Raw genomic sequence first — 15,254 nt, 5'->3', positions numbered from 1 at the left:
CGGTCAGCGCGGCAGCGCCACGCGCGCGCCGCCGTCGGCCTGGTTGTCGGCGACGCAGACCGTGTTGCGGCCGTGGTTCTTGGCATAGTAGAGCGCCCGGTCGGCGCGTTGGATGACCTCGTCCAGCGTGGCGCCATGGGCCGGATAGCCGGCCACGCCGGCCGACAGGGTGATGGGCGCGGGCAGGCCCGCTTCGGTTCCCAGACGCGCCAGTTTGCGGCGCAGGCGTTCGGCCGAGGCCACCGCCGCCGCCAGGGGCGCGCCCGGCATCAGCATGACGAACTCCTCGCCGCCGCTGCGGGCCACGGTGTCTCCCTGGCGCGAGCCGTCGGCCAGCAGCTTCGCCAGCACCCGCAGGGCCTGGTCGCCGGCGGCATGGCCATGGCGGTCATTGATCGCCTTGAAGTGGTCGATGTCCAACGCCACGATGGCGAGCGGCGTCTCCGCCGCCTGCAGCAGCGTCATGGCCTCATTCAGGCCGCGGCGGTTCAACAGGCCGGTGAGCGTGTCGGTGGTGGACGCGCGGCGCAGGTCGCGGATCTTGTGCTGGATCGACGTCAGCCCCATCAACAGCGCACGTTTGAGCTGGGTGGCCTCGAAATACCACGAGCGCACCTTGCGGATGCGCTCGGCCGAGTCGGGATCCTGCATGTGTCTGGCGATGCCGGCCAATTCACCGAGCGGCCGCGCGATCCAGCGCGACAGCAGCCACAGCAGCACAATCGAAATCAGCAGCAGCGGCAGCGTATTGCGGGCCGTGGCCATCAGCAGGTCGTTGAGCGGCAGCAGCGTGCTGGCCACCGGCCGTTGCGCGATGATGGTCCAGCCAGCGCTGGGCACCGGGGCATAGCCGGCCAGGATCGCAGTCCCCGCGGCATCGGTGAAGCGCAATTCGCCGGTTTCGCCACGCAGCGCGGCCCGCAGCGCGTCCTTGTCGGCGGAAGCCTGTCCGAGGCGGCTGCGGTCGGGGTGATAGATCAGGGTGCCGTCGCGCGACAGCACATACAGCAGCGAGTCGTCGCGGTTGAAGTGCTGGCCGAGCAACCGGTCGAGCACATTGTCTTCGTGCAAATAGAGCGTGCCGGCGATATAGCCGAGATAGCGATAGTCGCGCGAGAAGATGGGGTGGGTGCAGAGGATGAGCCAGCGGCCGTTGCGGGCCCGGAACGGTTCGCTGATGACCGGACGGCGGGTGCTCAGCGCGGTGCGGGCGGCATCGCTGGTCATCTGTTGGCCCAGCAGTTGCGGATAGGAGGTCGATGCCGCCAGCACCTTGCCCTGTGACGAGACGATAAAGCTGGAATTGAAATGGCCGAGCTGCTCCTCCTGGCGGCGGGCCTCCGCCGTCATCAGCCCGGGCTGGGTTTCCATATCGGCCAGCACATCGGCGCTGTAGGCCAGGTGGCGCCGCAGATCGCCCAGGAAGTACTCGGTGGTGGCGGCCAGCTTCGCGGCGTAGACGCGATTGCTCTCGAGCGCGTTGTGCAGCAGCAGGTCGCGTTGCACGAGATAGCTGGCGTGCAGCCCCGCCGCCAGCACCAGGAAGATCGACAGCAGGCTGACCCAGAGGATGAGGCGCCGCAGGTCGATGCGGAACATGGTCAGCCCCTTCAGGCTTGGGCGCGTCCGGGCGGAAGGCCGGACGGCGGCGAGCCGCCGGTGATCGCGTCCCAGGCGCACATCGCCTGGCGCGCCACGGCTTGCAGGGTCTTGCGGCTGGCGCCGTCGCGCGCCTGGATCGACATTCCGTGCAGGATGGTGGTGTAGAAGGCGGCCAGCCCTTTCAGGTCGGCGCCGGGGGGGAGTTCACCCGCGGCCGCGGCGGCGGTCAGGCGCGCCAGGATGCAGCCTTGCATGTCGCGCCGGTTGTCTCCGAGGAAGGCGCCGACGCCGTCGTGGCTGTTGGCGCCGGATGGCGCGCCCAACACGATCAGGCAGCCAGGCGGGGCGCCGGGGGCGGTGAAGCGCTCGGCCGCCGCCAGCAGCATGCCGCGCACGCCTTCGCGGGCGGTGGCGCCAGCAGCGAGCGCTTGCCGCGAGGCGGCGCCATCGGTGTCGCGGTAAAGCTGAACCGCTTCGCGAAAGAGCCCCTCTTTTGAACCGAATGCGCCATACAGGCTGGGCGAGTTGATACCCATCGCGGCCGTCAGATCGGTTAGCGATGCTCCTTCGTATCCCTTCGACCAGAAGACTTCCATGGCCTTGCGCAAGGCCTGGGCTCGGTCGAAGTTCCGGGGGCGCCCACGTTCTGCCATATAGCGGGAATTTTACCCGCGGGAGATATTTTGTGTTGATCGATAAAAAACTGTTGACGGCCGTGCGGCGGTATTGGAATATATTTTGTATTGATCACTACAAATAAGGATTGAGCCATGCAGAACCTGGACGGAAAAGTCGCTTTCGTGACCGGCGGCAGCCGCGGCATCGGCGCGGCCATCGTGCGCCGCCTGGCGGCGCACGGGGCCGACGTCGCTTTCACCTATGTCAGCGAGGCATCGCGCGACACTGCCGCGGCGCTGGCGCGCGAGGTCGAGTCTGGCGGCCGCCGCGCGCGCGCCATCCAGGCCGATTCGGCCGACGCGGCGCAGGTGCGGCAGGCGGTCGGCCAGGCCATCGCCGAGCTGGGGCCGGTGGACGTGCTGGTGAACAATGCCGGCATCTTCCTGGCGGGCCCGCTGGACGAGGTGACGCCGGACGACTACGAGCGCACCATGAACATCAACGTGCGCGCGCCGTTCGTCGCGGTCCAGGCGGCGCTGGCCACGATGCCGCAGGGCGGCCGCATCATCAACATCGGCAGTTGCCTGGCCGAACGCTCGGGCCGCGCCGGCGTGACGCTTTACGCGGCCAGCAAATCCGCGCTGCTGGGCATGACCCGCGGCCTGGCGCGCGACCTGGGCGCGCGCGGCATCACGGCCAACGTGGTCCATCCGGGACCGATCGATACCGACATGAACCCGGCCAACGGCGAACGCGCCGGTGACCTGGTGGCGGTGCTGTCCTTGCCGCATTACGGCGAAGCGCGCGATATCGCCGGCATGGTGGCTTTCCTGGCCGGGCCGGATGGCCGCTACGTGACGGGGGCGAGCCTGGCGGTGGACGGCGGCTACGCGGCCTGATCCTCGTGGCTAGCGACTTTTTTGTGATCGCCAGGACACTGACTTGCACAATCAAAAAAAGCTCTCTATAATCTCGCTTCTTCGCTGATCAAACACAACGAAACGCGGCAAAACTTGGCGAAAGCAGGGTTTCCAAAGCGGGAGTCGTGAATGAACATGCAGGGCTGTTAGCTCAGTTGGTAGAGCAGCGGACTCTTAATCCGTAGGTCGAGTGTTCGAGCCACTCACAGCCCACCAGAATTCTCTAGTAGTATCAAGCGTCAAGCCCACCGGAAACGGTGGGCTTTTTGCTTTCCGGGGATTTTGACCGTGCGCCTGGCGGGATCTCTCTTGCTCGACCGCACCTCTGACGCACGGCGGGCAACACACAGCGCATGGAGTCCATATGTATGACGTCATCGGTGACATTCACGGCGAAGACCTGAAGCTCGAGGGCCTGTTGCGCCATCTCGGGTACGTGCCGGCAGGCAGGGGCTACCAGGCTCCCCGGGGCCGCCAGGCGGTGTTTCTTGGCGATCTGGTGGATCGAGGCGCGGGGCAGCGGCGGGTCCTGGAAATCGTGCGGGCCATGATGGATGACGGCCAGGCCTTGTGCATCATGGGTAACCATGAATTCAACGCCATCGGCTACGCCACCGAAGACCCGCGCAATCCAGGCGAGTTCCTGCGGCCCAATCGTGGCGACTCGGAAACGAGCCGCAAGAACCGCAAGCAGCACAGCGCATTCATCAATCAGATCGGTGAAGGCAGTCCGGAGCATGCCGCCTGGGTGGCGTGGTTTCGCCAACTGCCGCCCTGGATGGACTTGGGCGGCATCCGGCTTGCGCACGCCTGCTGGGACGACGGCGCAGTCGAGGTCCTGACCGATGCCGGCTGGACGCCTGGCAAATCACTGGACGATGCCGTGCTGCTGGCCGTTCACCAAAAGGGCTCGGATCTGGAGCAAGCCAGGAAGCTGCTCACGTCAGGGATGGAGTTGGCCTTGCCGGACGGCCGCTACATCGAGGACAAGGAGGGGCACCGCCATTACCAGGTGCGGCTTGCCAATTGGCGCGATTGGGCCAATGCCCTGCATGAGGTCGCCCTGGTGCCGGCTGGCCAAGAGCCGCAGATTCATGGTCTGGCATTGCCCGAGAACTTCAGGCGGACACCGATCACCGGCGCGCCCATTTTCATCGGACATCACTGGTTCAAGGGGCAGCCCAGAATCGAGAGCGGCAAGCTGGCCTGCCTGGACTGGTCGGCGGCGGCGGGAGGGCCGTTGGTGGCTTACCGTTGGGATGGCGAAGAGGTGCTGTCCAACGAAAAGCTGGTCTGGGAACGGTGATGCTGCCGTTCCGGCGCGTGCTCAGCCGTATTCCAGCTGATAGAAATGCTGGCTGGCGATCAGGGTGGCGCCGCAGGACGTGCGCATGCCTTCCAGCGCGGTCATGCGGTCCGAGGCAACGTTCTGCACGCCTTCAACAATGGTGTGCGTGCCGCCGCACTTGGGGCAGGTGACACGGTCGCCAAGACGGGCCATGGGCTGGCCGAAGATGACGACGGTTTCATCGCCGGTCACGACCACGCCGCCGTGCGACGTCTTATCGCCTTTGCGGATGACAGGGCGTTGGGACATGTTGCGCGAGAGATATTTGTTTACAGATACGTGCCGTCGGGCGCCAGCCGCGCCGGGCCGGCCACGAAGGTGCCGTCGGGCGCCATGCGCACAGGCCCGCCGCCGCCCTTGTAGCTGCCGTCCGGCGCGCGCTGCGGCGTACCGGCCACATAGGTGCCATCCGGCGCGCGGGTGATGGGCCCGTCGCCACCGACGATGGTGCCATCGGGCGCGCGGCGCGGGGTGCCTGCGATGAAGCGCCCGTCGGGCAGCATACGGATCGATTTGGTCGTCATGAATGCTCCTTGGGTAGGTGCGCAGATCATAGCGAAGCATCGTGATGCGCCTTGTAATAGGACGTGTCATCTTTGAACGTTATACGTAAGCCGTTGTGGGATGATTTGCGCCTATTCACCGACTTGCGCCTATGACTGACATCCACGCTTTGCTGCAACCGATACCCGGTGACGCGCCATGCGGCGTCGATCTGGTGTTTTCGCCCGAATTCGACGCGATCCGCGAGGCCCGCCGGCACGATGATCCCCAGCTCGACCAGGGGGATTGGGTCATCGACCTGAAAGAGGCCGACTGGCCGGAGGTGATGCGTATTTGCTCCACGGTGCTGCGTGAGCGCAGCAAGGACATACGCATTGCGTCGTGGCTTGCCGAGGCCTGGGCCAAGACGCGCGGGTTCGCGGGTCTGCGCGATGGTTATGTGCTGATCGACGGCCTGTGCCGCGATTACTGGGACGGGCTGCATCCCGTGCCGGAAGATGGCGATGTGCAGCAGCGCGTCGGCAATCTGGCGTGGCTGCTGTCGCGCTCGCAGCAACTCATCGGCGAGATTCCGCTGACCCAGGCCGATGGCGCGCGCTACGGCGCGGTGCTGTGGGAGGCGGCGAGCCAACTGGCCAATGCCGTCAAGCGCACGCCGGACAATGCCAACGAACTGACGCGCGGCAAGCTCACGCTGGACCGTTTCGATGCCGCGCGGCGCGATACGCCGCCATCGTTCTATTCCGAGCTGGACACGCAGCTCGAGGGATGCGCGCAGGCGCTCGCGCAATTGGAGCGCACGCTGGATGAGCGGCTGGGCGAAGACAGCCCGGCGTTCTCCCGGGTGCGCGAGTCGCTGCGCAATGTGACGGAACTGGCGCATCGGTTCGCGCGCGACGCCGGCCTGCTGGTGCGTGCCGACCTGGCGCCGCCGTCCGCGCCTTCCGCGCCCGCCGTTCCCGTTCGTGTGGAGCCCACCTTGCCCGCCGCCGATCATTTTCCTGTTGCCGATGCGCCAGCCCATGGCGCGCCGCCGGCCGCCGCGCGCGGCCCGATCCAGACCCGTGAGCAGGCGCTGGCGCAGCTGCGCGAAGTGGCGGATTTCTTCCGCCGCACCGAGCCGCACAGTCCGGTGGCCTATCTGGCCGACAAGGCGGCGAGTTGGGGTGAAATGTCCTTGCACCTGTGGTTGCGCACGGTGGTCAAGAACGACGAGACCTTGTCGGGCCTGGAAGAACTGCTCGGCATCAAGAAGGCCGGCGAGGGCAACTGAGGCGCCTGGCCGGCCAGGCGGGCGGGTCAGCCCGCTCCCGGCCCCGGCGGCGCCGGGGGGCGGTCCCGGGGGGCTCAGCGCGCCGCGCGGAACTCGATGCGCCGGTTCTTGGCGCGGCCTTCCGGCGTGGCATTGGTGGCCACCGGTTGGTCCGGGCCGACGCCCACCGCTTCGAAGCGCGAGACCGGCAGCCCTTTGTCCGCCAGGTAGTCCCGCACCGCGTCGGCGCGCGCCTGGCTCAACGCCAGGTTGGTGCTGCGGCTGCCGGAACTGTCGGTGTGGCCGATGATCTGGATCTTGTCGGCGCGCAGCTTCGGCACGGCGTCGGCCACGCGGTCCAGCAACTCGCGCCCGCGCGCGGTCAAGCGGGCGCTGCCGGTCTCAAATTCCACCACCCGGTTGCTCAGCAGGTTGTCCAGCACGTCCTGCTCGTCCTTGCCGGCCGATACGCGCAGGCCGTTGACGATCTTGTAGGTGGGGTTGAGCGCGGTCGCGAAAGTGCTGGCGATGCGCTGGCGCGAGGCTTCGTTGTCCACCTCGCCACGTAGCCGGATCTGGGTGCCGTCGATTTCCAGTTGGCCGCGATTGATCTGCTTGAGGGGGCTGTCGAGCAGCTTGCCCACGTGCTGCGACCAGTTCGGCGGCGCGACCACGCCGCCGACATCGATGCGGTCGATCACATTGCCCACGCCATACACTTTCTGCAGCCGTTGCAGCACGTCGGCCTTGGTGGCCTCGTCGGGCACCGCGCCACTGGCGACGACCTGGCCGGGTTGGGGAATGACGTTGGCGGGCACCACCGTGGCCGCGTCCTGGGCATAGAGCGGGCCGGCGCAGGCGATGGCCAGGAGCAGTGAAATTATGCGCATGTCCTAGGCTCCGATAAAAACTTCGCGGAAGGTCTCCAGCGCCTGGCGCAGGGAGAGCCGCGGTTGATCCAGATAGCTCGATAGCTTGGCCAGGCCGTGGCTGGCGCTGACATGGTCACGCACCCAGGGGGCATCCTCCAGCACGATGTAATGCTGCGCCAAGGCCTGCGGCGTCGACAGCAGGGTTGCCAGCGTCTGCGGCGATGCGCCGCGAAAGCCCACCACCAGCCGGTGCTTGCCCGCGATCTGTCCGATGAACATGGCGATCTCGAAGTCGGCGCGGTTGAGAAACGGCGCGATCAGCGTCATCCAGTACGTCGCCACCAGGTTGATATAGAGCGGGTCGTCGGGCAGCGGCAGCGCCAGGCCGGTGTCCAGTTGCGACGAGCCGCTGGACATGACCGGCGCCAACAGGATGCCCAGGGCCAGCACGATGTCGTGCATGCTGGCGGCATGGCCGTTGCCGCGCAGCATCGCCTGCACGCGCTCGATTGTCTGCAAATCGATGAAGGCGTCGAAGCCGTCGTCGGCGGCGGTGCGGATCTCGCCTTCCAGATCGTTCAGCGTCTGCAGCGCGGCGGCGGGGTCGCCTTCCTGCATGAGTTGCGCGGCGGCGCTGCCCATGCGGTTCCACATGCGGCTGAAGGCCAGCGGGCTGCGCGCGATGAAGTCGAGCGGACGCGACACTTCCACCGAGGTCGCGCTGATGAACGGGAAGCGCCGCCCGGATTGGTCCCGGCTGGGCTGCAAGTGGCCTGCGATGGCCAGCTTGCCGCGCGAGCCCAGCACCGCGAAGGGCACCGGCTGCGCCTCGTCGTACAGCGTTTTCCAGTGCGGGTCCTGGGCCAGGATCTCCATGGTGTTCGCGACCCAGGCATCCAGCGTCGCCATCAGCTGCGGATGCGAGGTGTTCTTGACGAAGTCGCCACGCGACGGAATCTTGCCGAAGTAGGCCGTACGGAACATGGGGGACTGCGGATGGCTCATTGCTGCGCTCCGGCAGGCGTCGGGGCGACGGAGGGTTGAGGGGACACGCCCGCGACCGTGGCGGGCAGGCGCAGGTTGCGCAGGCCCTGGCTGCCCGGCTCGGTGCCGCCGGCGCTGGCCGCTTGGGCATTGCTGATGATGCGCAGCCTGACCGGCACCGTGATGTTGGATCGGGTCCAGCTCATCTCGAAACTGCCATCCGGGTTGGGCTTGCGTTGGGCGCCGGAGATCAGGCGCTCCAGGCCGAAACGGCCTGGTTCGTTGACGATTTCGACCACGGTGCCGTCGAAGGCGGTGGCCGTAATGCGCGCGCCCGGCGCGCCCTGCGCGTTGGGCCAGATGAAGTTGACCCATTGCGGAGGCGTGTTGCGGTAGCGCAGCTGCTGGCCGTCGATCTCGATCGTGTACTCGGTGACGCCGCTGGCCGGCTTGGGCTGGATCTGGAACAGTGTCTGCGGCTGGCTGGCCGCGCCCGATCCGGCCGCGCCGCCCGACAGCGGGGCGACCCACTGCGCGAAATTGGCGGTGAAGGACGGTTGCAGGTCGATGCCCATGTCGCCCCAGGTGCGGGCGGTCAGGATGTCGCCCCGGCGCACCGTCAGCGGCCCCAGGGTTTCATTGACATACCTGGCGATGCTGCCCTGCGGGCCGAAGACCTGGGCGATCTCCTCGCTGCTGGCCTCGATGCCCGCCTTGGTCGAGAACGGGTACTTTTCGGCCAGGTTCTGCATGAAGCCCTGGTAGACCTGGGCATTCCATACCTTGTTCAGTTCGACCTGCGCGGGCTGCATGGCGACGGCGTAGCCCTGGATCAGTGGGCGCACCAGCAGCGGGCGCAGCGTCTCGCGCTGCGCCGGCGTCAGGCCGGCAAGCATCTGCTCGTCCACCAGCTTGAGCGCATCGGCCAGTTCCGAGTCCTTGCCTTCCAGCGTCTGGCGCATCAGCAGCAACGCGCCCGGCCCCGGGTCGCCCTGGTTGTTGATCAGGTTGAAACGGGTGCGGATCTTGGACAACGCGTTCATGTAGTTGCCCAGCAGCGACTGGTTGTCGCGCGTGACCACCAGGCGCGCCACGTCGGAGAACTCGCGGCCCACCGGGCCCATCGGGATCTGTTCACCGCCGGGCGCCACCGCGGCCGGCTTCGGCTGGCCCTGGCGCAGGATCACGCGCTTGAACCAGGCGACCACGCCGGTCTGGGCCTGCGCAATGCCGGTATTGATCAGCGACGGGTTGTCCCACGACGTCTGTTCATAGGTGGTGTTGATCAGCTTGACCAGCGGCGAGTTCTGCGGGTCGCCCAGGCGATTCATACCTTGCACCGCCTGCTCGAAGCTGGTGAAGGGCTTGATGGTGACGCCGCGCAGCATCTTTTGCCATTCCTGCGCGTACTCGGTCTTGTACATCGTCGCCAGGCTTTTCTGGATCTGCTCGGGGCTGCCTTCCAGCGTGAGGTCGTCGCGCGCGTTCACCCCCAGCACCCAGTCGCTGGTTTGGACTTCGCGGCGCGCGGCTTCGCCGATTGCCGGCTCGATGTATTGTTCCCAGGCTTCGCGCGTGAACGTGCCCGGCACCGCATAGCTGCCCGCGACCACGGCGGCATCGGCCTCGCCCAGGATGCGGGCGACGGTCATGGCGGGGAAGCGCGTGGCCGCGCGCGCCTTGAGCGTGGCATAGGCGCGTTCGCGCGCCGGCATGCCCTGCATCACGCTGCGCAGGTTGCCGCGCGTGCGCTCGACCAGGGCCAGATTGGTTTCGATCTGGGGCCAGTCGGCATCGGCCGCGCGCGCCACGTAGAACGAGATCAGGCGCTCCGCGCTGCGGATCAGCTGGTCGCGCGGCATGGCGCCGCGATTGGTCTCCAGCCATCCGCGCCAGAAGCGGGTGATCTGGTCGGACAGATGAGTGGGGTCCACGTGCTCGCGATTGGCCATCATCAGATAGGTCTTGAGCGCGTTGTAGGCGTCGTCGACGTCCGTGGGCGAGGCATCCTGGAACAGGGTGTCGCCGGCATTGTCGCGTACCGGCTGAGCCTGGGGCGGCGTCGGGCGAGCCGCGCCGGCGGCCGCCGCCTGCGACACGTCGACACGGCCCAGGTAATCCTCCAGGCTGGCTTTGACCGGCACCAGCATGAACTGGCGCAGGCCGTTGTAATACTCGGCCAGCAGGCGCTGCTTGAGCACGTCGCCCTGGTACAGGCCCAACCCGAGCGACAACGGCCGGCTGTTGGAATAACGGTCCAATTGCTCGATGCGGTCCTGAAGGATCTCCATGGCTTCCAGCCGGCTCTGCAGGTCGGTGCGCTCGCTTTGCAGGCGCACCACCTTGTCCAGGTCGGCCTGCACATTGCTGGCCAGTTGCCGGTTGCCCAGATAGGACCAGCTCCAGCCGCCCAGCACCAGTCCCAGCGTCAGCACCAGGCCGGAAAACGCCAGGTAGCGCATGCGGACCTTGTTCGGGCTGGCGTGCTGCCGAACCAGTTTCTTGTCGGCGAAGATCACGCTGGAGAACAGGTCGCGCAGGAAAAATCCATTGTGCGAGGCGACGCTGCGCGCGGCTTCACGCGAGGCCGGGCGCAACGCGAAGCGCTCGGCGAGCTTGTCGGTGGAGGTGCTGCGCGAGGCGCCTTCCTGCAAGGCGCTGGTGAAGTAGAAGCCGCGGAACACCGGCTTGTACTGGAACGGATTGGTTTCGAACAGCGTCGATAGGAAGGTACGCAATGCCGGCTTGATGCCGGCGAATTCCAGCGGAAAGGTCAGCAGCCCTGGCGGCAGGGCGCCGTTGCGGCGCAGCGAGATCTGCGCCGTGCCCATTTCCTTCAGGCCTTCGTAGAGTTCATCGAAGCGCTCGTCAAACAGCGTCAGCACATCGCGGCTTTCGTCGGCGCCGTACGGAAGCGTTGCGCCCCAGACGCGGTCGCGCTCGCGCGCGTCGGCATCGGCGAAGAATTCGGAGAATCCCGCGATCAGGTCCGCTTTCGTGAAGATCACGTATACCGGGGCGAACACTTCCAGCCTGTCGGTCAATTCCTGCACGCGCTGGCGCAGGTTCTTGGCCAGGTTGATGGCGAATTCCGGGCCGGCATCCGTCAGCTCGCTGATACTGGCCGCCACGATGATGCCGTTAATCGGCGCCTTGGGGCGGTGCCGCTTGAGCAGGTCCAGAAAGCTCATCCACTCGTTGCGGTCTTCTTCGTGCACCGAATAGCGGCCGGCCGTGTCCAGCAGGATGCCCTCCGTGGTGAAGAACCAATCGCAGTTGCGGGTGCCGCCCACGCCCCGCACGGCGGCGCCATTCTTGTCGGCGAAGGGAAATTGCAGGCCCGAATTGATGACGGCGCTGCTCTTGCCCGCCGCGGGATTGCCGATGACGATGTACCAGGGCAGCTCGTACAGCGCTTCGTTGCCCGACGTCTGGCCGATCTTGGAGGTCTTGATGGTGCGCACGGCCTGTGTCAGGCGCGCGCGCAGCGCGTCGATTTCGCTGCGGTTGGCGGCGGGGCTGGCGGCGGCGCCGGTCTGCACCTGCTGCTCCAGCATGTCGCCCAGCTTCTGGTTGGCGCGCCGCGCGCGGCGCCGGCGCCAGAGGTAGGCGCAGAGCCACAGGCACAGCAGCACGCCCAGCACCAGGCCGGCCCAGGTCATGGCGATCTGCATGGTGTCGGCGAACAGGAACAGGAACACGATCAGCGCGACCAGTCCGATCAGCATGAAGGTGCGCGGGTTGGCGAACACGCGTCCGCTCCAGTAGCGGAAGTCGCTCATGGCGCTGGAAAATCGAGAAAGCAATCCTGATGGGCTACGCATGGTTTTCGCTTTTGTTTTGGGGTCAGGCGGTCGCGCTGGCGGCAGGTCGGGAGACCAGCGCCGCGGCGCGCAATGCGGGGTCTTGCAGGGTAAGGGTGAGCACGGGTTGGTCCAACTGCATGCAGGTTTCGCCGGCCACGGCCAGCGTCAGCAGCGAGGCCGCCGCGCCCGTGTGGCCACAGGCCACGCCGAGGGCCTGGCAGTCTTTGCCGCCATCCAGATGGGCAAACAACTGCGTGGCCACGCTCAACGGTTCCAGGGGACGGCTGCCGCGGTGATCGGCATCGCTGAGAATATGGGCGATGCTGTCGGGCGCGACACGGGCGGCCTGCAGCAGGTCGCGCGCCAGGTCCGTCAGGGGCGCTTCGGCCTGGGCGCCCCGCGCGTCGGCCGGCTTCTGCCGTGGCAGTACCGGCGACAGCGTGAGCTGCAGTTCGGCCTGGGTCCCGGCGGGCGCCAGCAGCAGGCCGGCGGCGGCTTCGCCTGGCACGCGCCCCTGCGGATTGGCGTGCGTCAATAGCGCCGACGAGGCGTCCCAACTGGCGACCTGCTCGGCGTCGAGATAGCCATCGCCGGCCAGCACGATGCACCATTGCGGCTCGGCCTGGGCATCGCCCGGCTCGGCGGCAAGCTGGCGCAACAACTGCTCGGCGGCCATGGTGTCGCGCGCCGGGTGGCCGGCGGCGCGGATACGGGCGTCGGGCCAGACCCCGGCGGCCGCGCGCACCGCCGCGAGCGCGCGTTGCCGCGCCGCGTCGGACCAGTGCGCCGGCAGCAGCACCTCGAAGCGCAGCAACGGCCAATCTGCCTCGCGCGCCGGCACATCCAGATCCGTGACGCGCGCATGCGCCTCTTGGGTCAGCGCGCGCGCGACCTCGGCCAGCAGCGCCGTGGCTCGCAGCGTGGCCGTGGCCAGGGCGTCGGCGGGCGCGCCCTGTTCCCGCGCGGCGGCGTACAGTTCCATATCGTCCATGCCGGGCACGCGCGCGGCGAAGATCGGAAAGCCCTGCGGTGTTTTGAGTTCGGCGTCCAGCTCTGGACGCTTCTGTTCGGCCAGCGCCGTGGCGATGGCGGCAGTGTCGGCGCCCACCGCGGCGCGCGCGGCGACGGCGATGAGGCGCAACTCGGCGGCGGGCGGCGGCGCGTTGGCCGGCGACGCGGCCTCGGCCGTTGCGGGTGCGGCCCGGGGGGCGCGGGCCGCGCGCACCAGGCGCGCACCGAGCCAGAATGCGGCCAGGAGCGCTAGCGGCAACGCGAACAGGTACAGCCCGATGTCCACGCCGGTGGGCAGCGTGCGCGACTCTTGCCACCAGATGATGACGGCCAGCCACACCACGGCGAACAGGGCCAGGACGATCAGTCCTTTTTTGAGCAGGCGGAGCATTATTGCGCGGCCTCCCGCGCACGTTGCATGACGCCCGGCCGGCGCAGTTCCACATGGCCGAAGTCCATCATCTTCCAGCGGCCGCCCCAGGTCAGGCCAACCAGCTCGGCCGTCTGGCCGAACAGTTCATAGCCACGCATGGCCCAGGGATCCTTTTCGGAGATCACGATCTTGCCATCGCGATAGAACGCGCTGTCCGCGGCCAGGCCAAACTGGTGGTAGCTCTGGAAGGCGCCGGCGTTCGTCACATGCGATCCCAGGCCCGCCAGTTCTTCCTGCCGTTCGGGGCTGCGGTAGCCTTCGATCAGGGCCATTTCGTAGCCGTGCTGCTCACGCATGATGCGGTAGGCCAACAGCAGCCGTTGACGGAAATCGGCGTCCAGCAGGTCCCAGTTGCGGCTCGCGCCAGCCAGCTTCGGACGCACCAGTTCGACCTCGCGCGTGGTGAAGGCTTCGGGTGGCAGGGCAGGGGGCGGCGCGAGCCGTTCGCCTTCCAGCAAGGCCTGGATCCGGCGGTCCGGACCGGTGGTCTGGGTGCTGTAAACGAATGTGTGATTGTGTCGCATGACGAAAGCAAAAAGTGACGGAAGCGACACAACTGCCAGCCCGATCAGCACCTGCCAGCGATAGCGTCGTACCCACTCCAGCGACGCGCCGACCCCCCTGCCAACAGCGCCGGCCGTGCCGCCCACGGCGTCACCGACCTGGCTCGCGCTGCGCGTTGCGCCCCGTGCCACGCCTGCTACGCACGCGCGCACACCCCGGGCCGCGCCTTGGCGCAGAGCGGGGAAAAACAGGAGAGCGGATACGCCCACCGCCAGCAAAAAATACAGAGGCAGCAGTAACAGCAAGGTAGGTCCCTCATGTGAAGGCGTAATCTTTTGTTCTATTCGCGCATGAGGCAAGCGATCCGGCGTTGCAAACAGCGTCCGACCCTTAGGAATCGTAACAAGGAGCAATGATCGAGATAAGCCTATCGGGTATTCTCGTCGGGCTTGGTTACAGGGGGGCTGCACACGCCTCCTGCTGACACGGGAATCCGCATGGCAGAAGAGAAAGAAAAAGCTCGCCCTACGATGACCGCGCCGAGTCTGCTCAGCGCTTCACCGGCCGCGCGTGGCGAGGCCGACTCATCGCGCATCCTGGCCGCGCTGGAAGGACGCGCGCCGGAAGCCGAGGTCAAACACATGGCAACGCCGCATGGCTCGCGCGCGCGGCGTTGGACCGCGCTGGCGTTGGTGCTGGCTTTGCTGGCGGGCGGCATCGCGTGGGTGATCCACGACGAAGGCGCGGCGCCCATGGTGGCGCAGGCGCCCGCCGCCGTGTCCGGCACCGTGCCCACAGCGGCCGCCGGCGCTTCATTGCCGCGGGCATCGCTTTCGGCAGCACCCACCGGCAATAATCCGCTTAGCGCCCTGGAAGCGCCGCCCGCGGTGGCGTCCATCATTGACGAGGCGCCGCCCGCGCGCGATGAGAATCTGGGGCGCGGTGAGCCCGAGCCGCCAGGCGCGCCGACCAATCCGCTGTCCGTGCTGGCGATGACGCCGCCGGCCGCCGCGGCGCCGGCGCCCGGGCCCACGCGCCAGGCCGCGAGCCAGGGCGCGCAATCGGCGAATGCGCCGCGCGCGGCCAAGCCCGCCGCCGCGCCGCGCAAGAACGCAAAGCCCGCCGATACCGATGCCGCGCTATTGTCGGCGTTGATGAGCTATGGCCTGCCGCCCGCATCGCCACCAGGAACGCGCGTCTATAAATCGGATGGCATCTTCATACGCGAGATGCCGGGTTCGCCCTTGTCCGAGCGGCTGAAGGAATGCCGCCGATTGAGTTTCATCGAGAGCGAGCAATGCCGCCTGCGCGTGTGCGCGGGCCAGTGGGGCACCGCGGTGGAATGCCCGACGCCGCAAGCCAACATCGAACCCTGAATTCTTTCCGGCCGCAGCGGCCGG

At 67.4% G+C, this 15,254-nt stretch carries 13 protein-coding genes and 1 tRNA gene; 5 read left to right on the top strand and 9 right to left on the bottom strand.

The features are described 5' to 3' along the window. Positions 1–3: 3 nt before the first annotated feature. Positions 4–1,599, bottom strand: a complete 1,596-nt coding sequence (locus K2W61_RS03975; protein ID WP_236755096.1) for a GGDEF domain-containing protein — start codon at positions 1,597–1,599, stop codon at positions 4–6. An 11-nt stretch (positions 1,600–1,610) separates the two neighbouring features. Next, positions 1,611–2,255: a TetR/AcrR family transcriptional regulator gene (locus K2W61_RS03970; protein ID WP_175134811.1), complete on the bottom strand. Its 645-nt coding sequence runs from the start codon at positions 2,253–2,255 to the stop codon at positions 1,611–1,613. 117 nt (positions 2,256–2,372) lie between these two features. Between K2W61_RS03970 and K2W61_RS03965 the strand changes: the two genes are divergently transcribed. The 3 genes from K2W61_RS03965 (at position 2,373) to K2W61_RS03955 (ending at position 4,446) form a co-directional block, all read left to right on the top strand. Continuing rightward, positions 2,373–3,119 carry a 3-oxoacyl-ACP reductase family protein gene (locus K2W61_RS03965; protein ID WP_236755095.1) on the top strand — a complete coding sequence of 249 codons (747 nt, stop codon included), beginning with the start codon at positions 2,373–2,375 and terminating at the stop codon, positions 3,117–3,119. 161 nt (positions 3,120–3,280) lie between these two features. Next, positions 3,281–3,356: transfer RNA gene (locus K2W61_RS03960), tRNA-Lys, on the top strand. Positions 3,357–3,504: 148 nt separating this feature from the next. Beyond that, entirely contained in the window at positions 3,505–4,446 is a 942-nt protein-coding gene (locus tag K2W61_RS03955) for a metallophosphoesterase (protein WP_175134813.1), read from the top strand. A gap of 21 nt (positions 4,447–4,467) precedes the next feature. On the opposite strand, the gene K2W61_RS03950 is transcribed toward K2W61_RS03955, so the two are convergent. Both K2W61_RS03950 and K2W61_RS03945 read right to left on the bottom strand, forming a co-directional pair. Next, complete coding sequence (locus K2W61_RS03950; protein WP_175134814.1) at positions 4,468–4,737, bottom strand: PAAR domain-containing protein; 270 nt, start codon at positions 4,735–4,737, stop codon at positions 4,468–4,470. Between the two features lie 20 nt (positions 4,738–4,757). Further along, positions 4,758–5,012 carry a hypothetical protein gene (locus K2W61_RS03945; protein WP_236755094.1) on the bottom strand — a complete coding sequence of 85 codons (255 nt, stop codon included), beginning with the start codon at positions 5,010–5,012 and terminating at the stop codon, positions 4,758–4,760. Positions 5,013–5,143: 131 nt separating this feature from the next. Here K2W61_RS03945 and tssA point away from each other — a divergent pair, with 131 nt between their 5' ends. Then, positions 5,144–6,265 (top strand): type VI secretion system protein TssA, encoded by a 1,122-nt coding sequence (gene tssA, locus K2W61_RS03940; RefSeq protein ID WP_175134815.1) that lies wholly within the window; start codon positions 5,144–5,146, stop codon positions 6,263–6,265. A gap of 74 nt (positions 6,266–6,339) precedes the next feature. Here tssA and K2W61_RS03935 read toward each other — a convergent pair whose 3' ends face one another. The 5 genes from K2W61_RS03935 to K2W61_RS03915 all read right to left on the bottom strand — a co-directional run bounded on the left by K2W61_RS03935 (position 6,340) and on the right by K2W61_RS03915 (position 14,159). Continuing rightward, the gene (locus tag K2W61_RS03935; RefSeq protein WP_236755093.1) at positions 6,340–7,134 is read right to left on the bottom strand and encodes an OmpA family protein; all 795 of its coding nucleotides are present in this window, start codon (positions 7,132–7,134) and stop codon (positions 6,340–6,342) included. 3 nt (positions 7,135–7,137) lie between these two features. Continuing rightward, positions 7,138–8,121 (bottom strand): type VI secretion system-associated protein TagF, encoded by a 984-nt coding sequence (gene tagF, locus K2W61_RS03930; RefSeq protein ID WP_236755092.1) that lies wholly within the window; start codon positions 8,119–8,121, stop codon positions 7,138–7,140. Then, positions 8,118–11,882: a type VI secretion system membrane subunit TssM gene (tssM, locus tag K2W61_RS03925; protein WP_236756944.1), complete on the bottom strand. Its 3,765-nt coding sequence runs from the start codon at positions 11,880–11,882 to the stop codon at positions 8,118–8,120. Before tssM ends, tagF begins: the two co-directional genes overlap by 4 nt. Positions 11,883–11,946: 64 nt before the next feature. Beyond that, complete coding sequence (locus tag K2W61_RS03920) at positions 11,947–13,308, bottom strand: hypothetical protein (protein ID WP_236755091.1); 1,362 nt, start codon at positions 13,306–13,308, stop codon at positions 11,947–11,949. Continuing rightward, positions 13,308–14,159, bottom strand: a complete 852-nt coding sequence (locus K2W61_RS03915; protein ID WP_236755090.1) for a M15 family metallopeptidase — start codon at positions 14,157–14,159, stop codon at positions 13,308–13,310. Before K2W61_RS03915 ends, K2W61_RS03920 begins: the two co-directional genes overlap by 1 nt. 192 nt (positions 14,160–14,351) lie before the next feature. On the opposite strand from K2W61_RS03915, the gene K2W61_RS03910 reads away from it, so the two are divergent. Next, positions 14,352–15,230, top strand: a complete 879-nt coding sequence (locus K2W61_RS03910; RefSeq protein WP_236755089.1) for a hypothetical protein — start codon at positions 14,352–14,354, stop codon at positions 15,228–15,230. Positions 15,231–15,254: the final 24 nt, after the last annotated feature.

This window comes from Achromobacter pulmonis, from assembly GCF_021733725.1.
In the GTDB taxonomy this organism is placed as follows: Bacteria; Pseudomonadota; Gammaproteobacteria; order Burkholderiales; family Burkholderiaceae_B; genus Achromobacter; species Achromobacter pulmonis.
The sequence above is the reverse complement of the archived record's forward strand: the minus strand, read 5'-3'. Positions and strand labels throughout refer to the sequence as shown.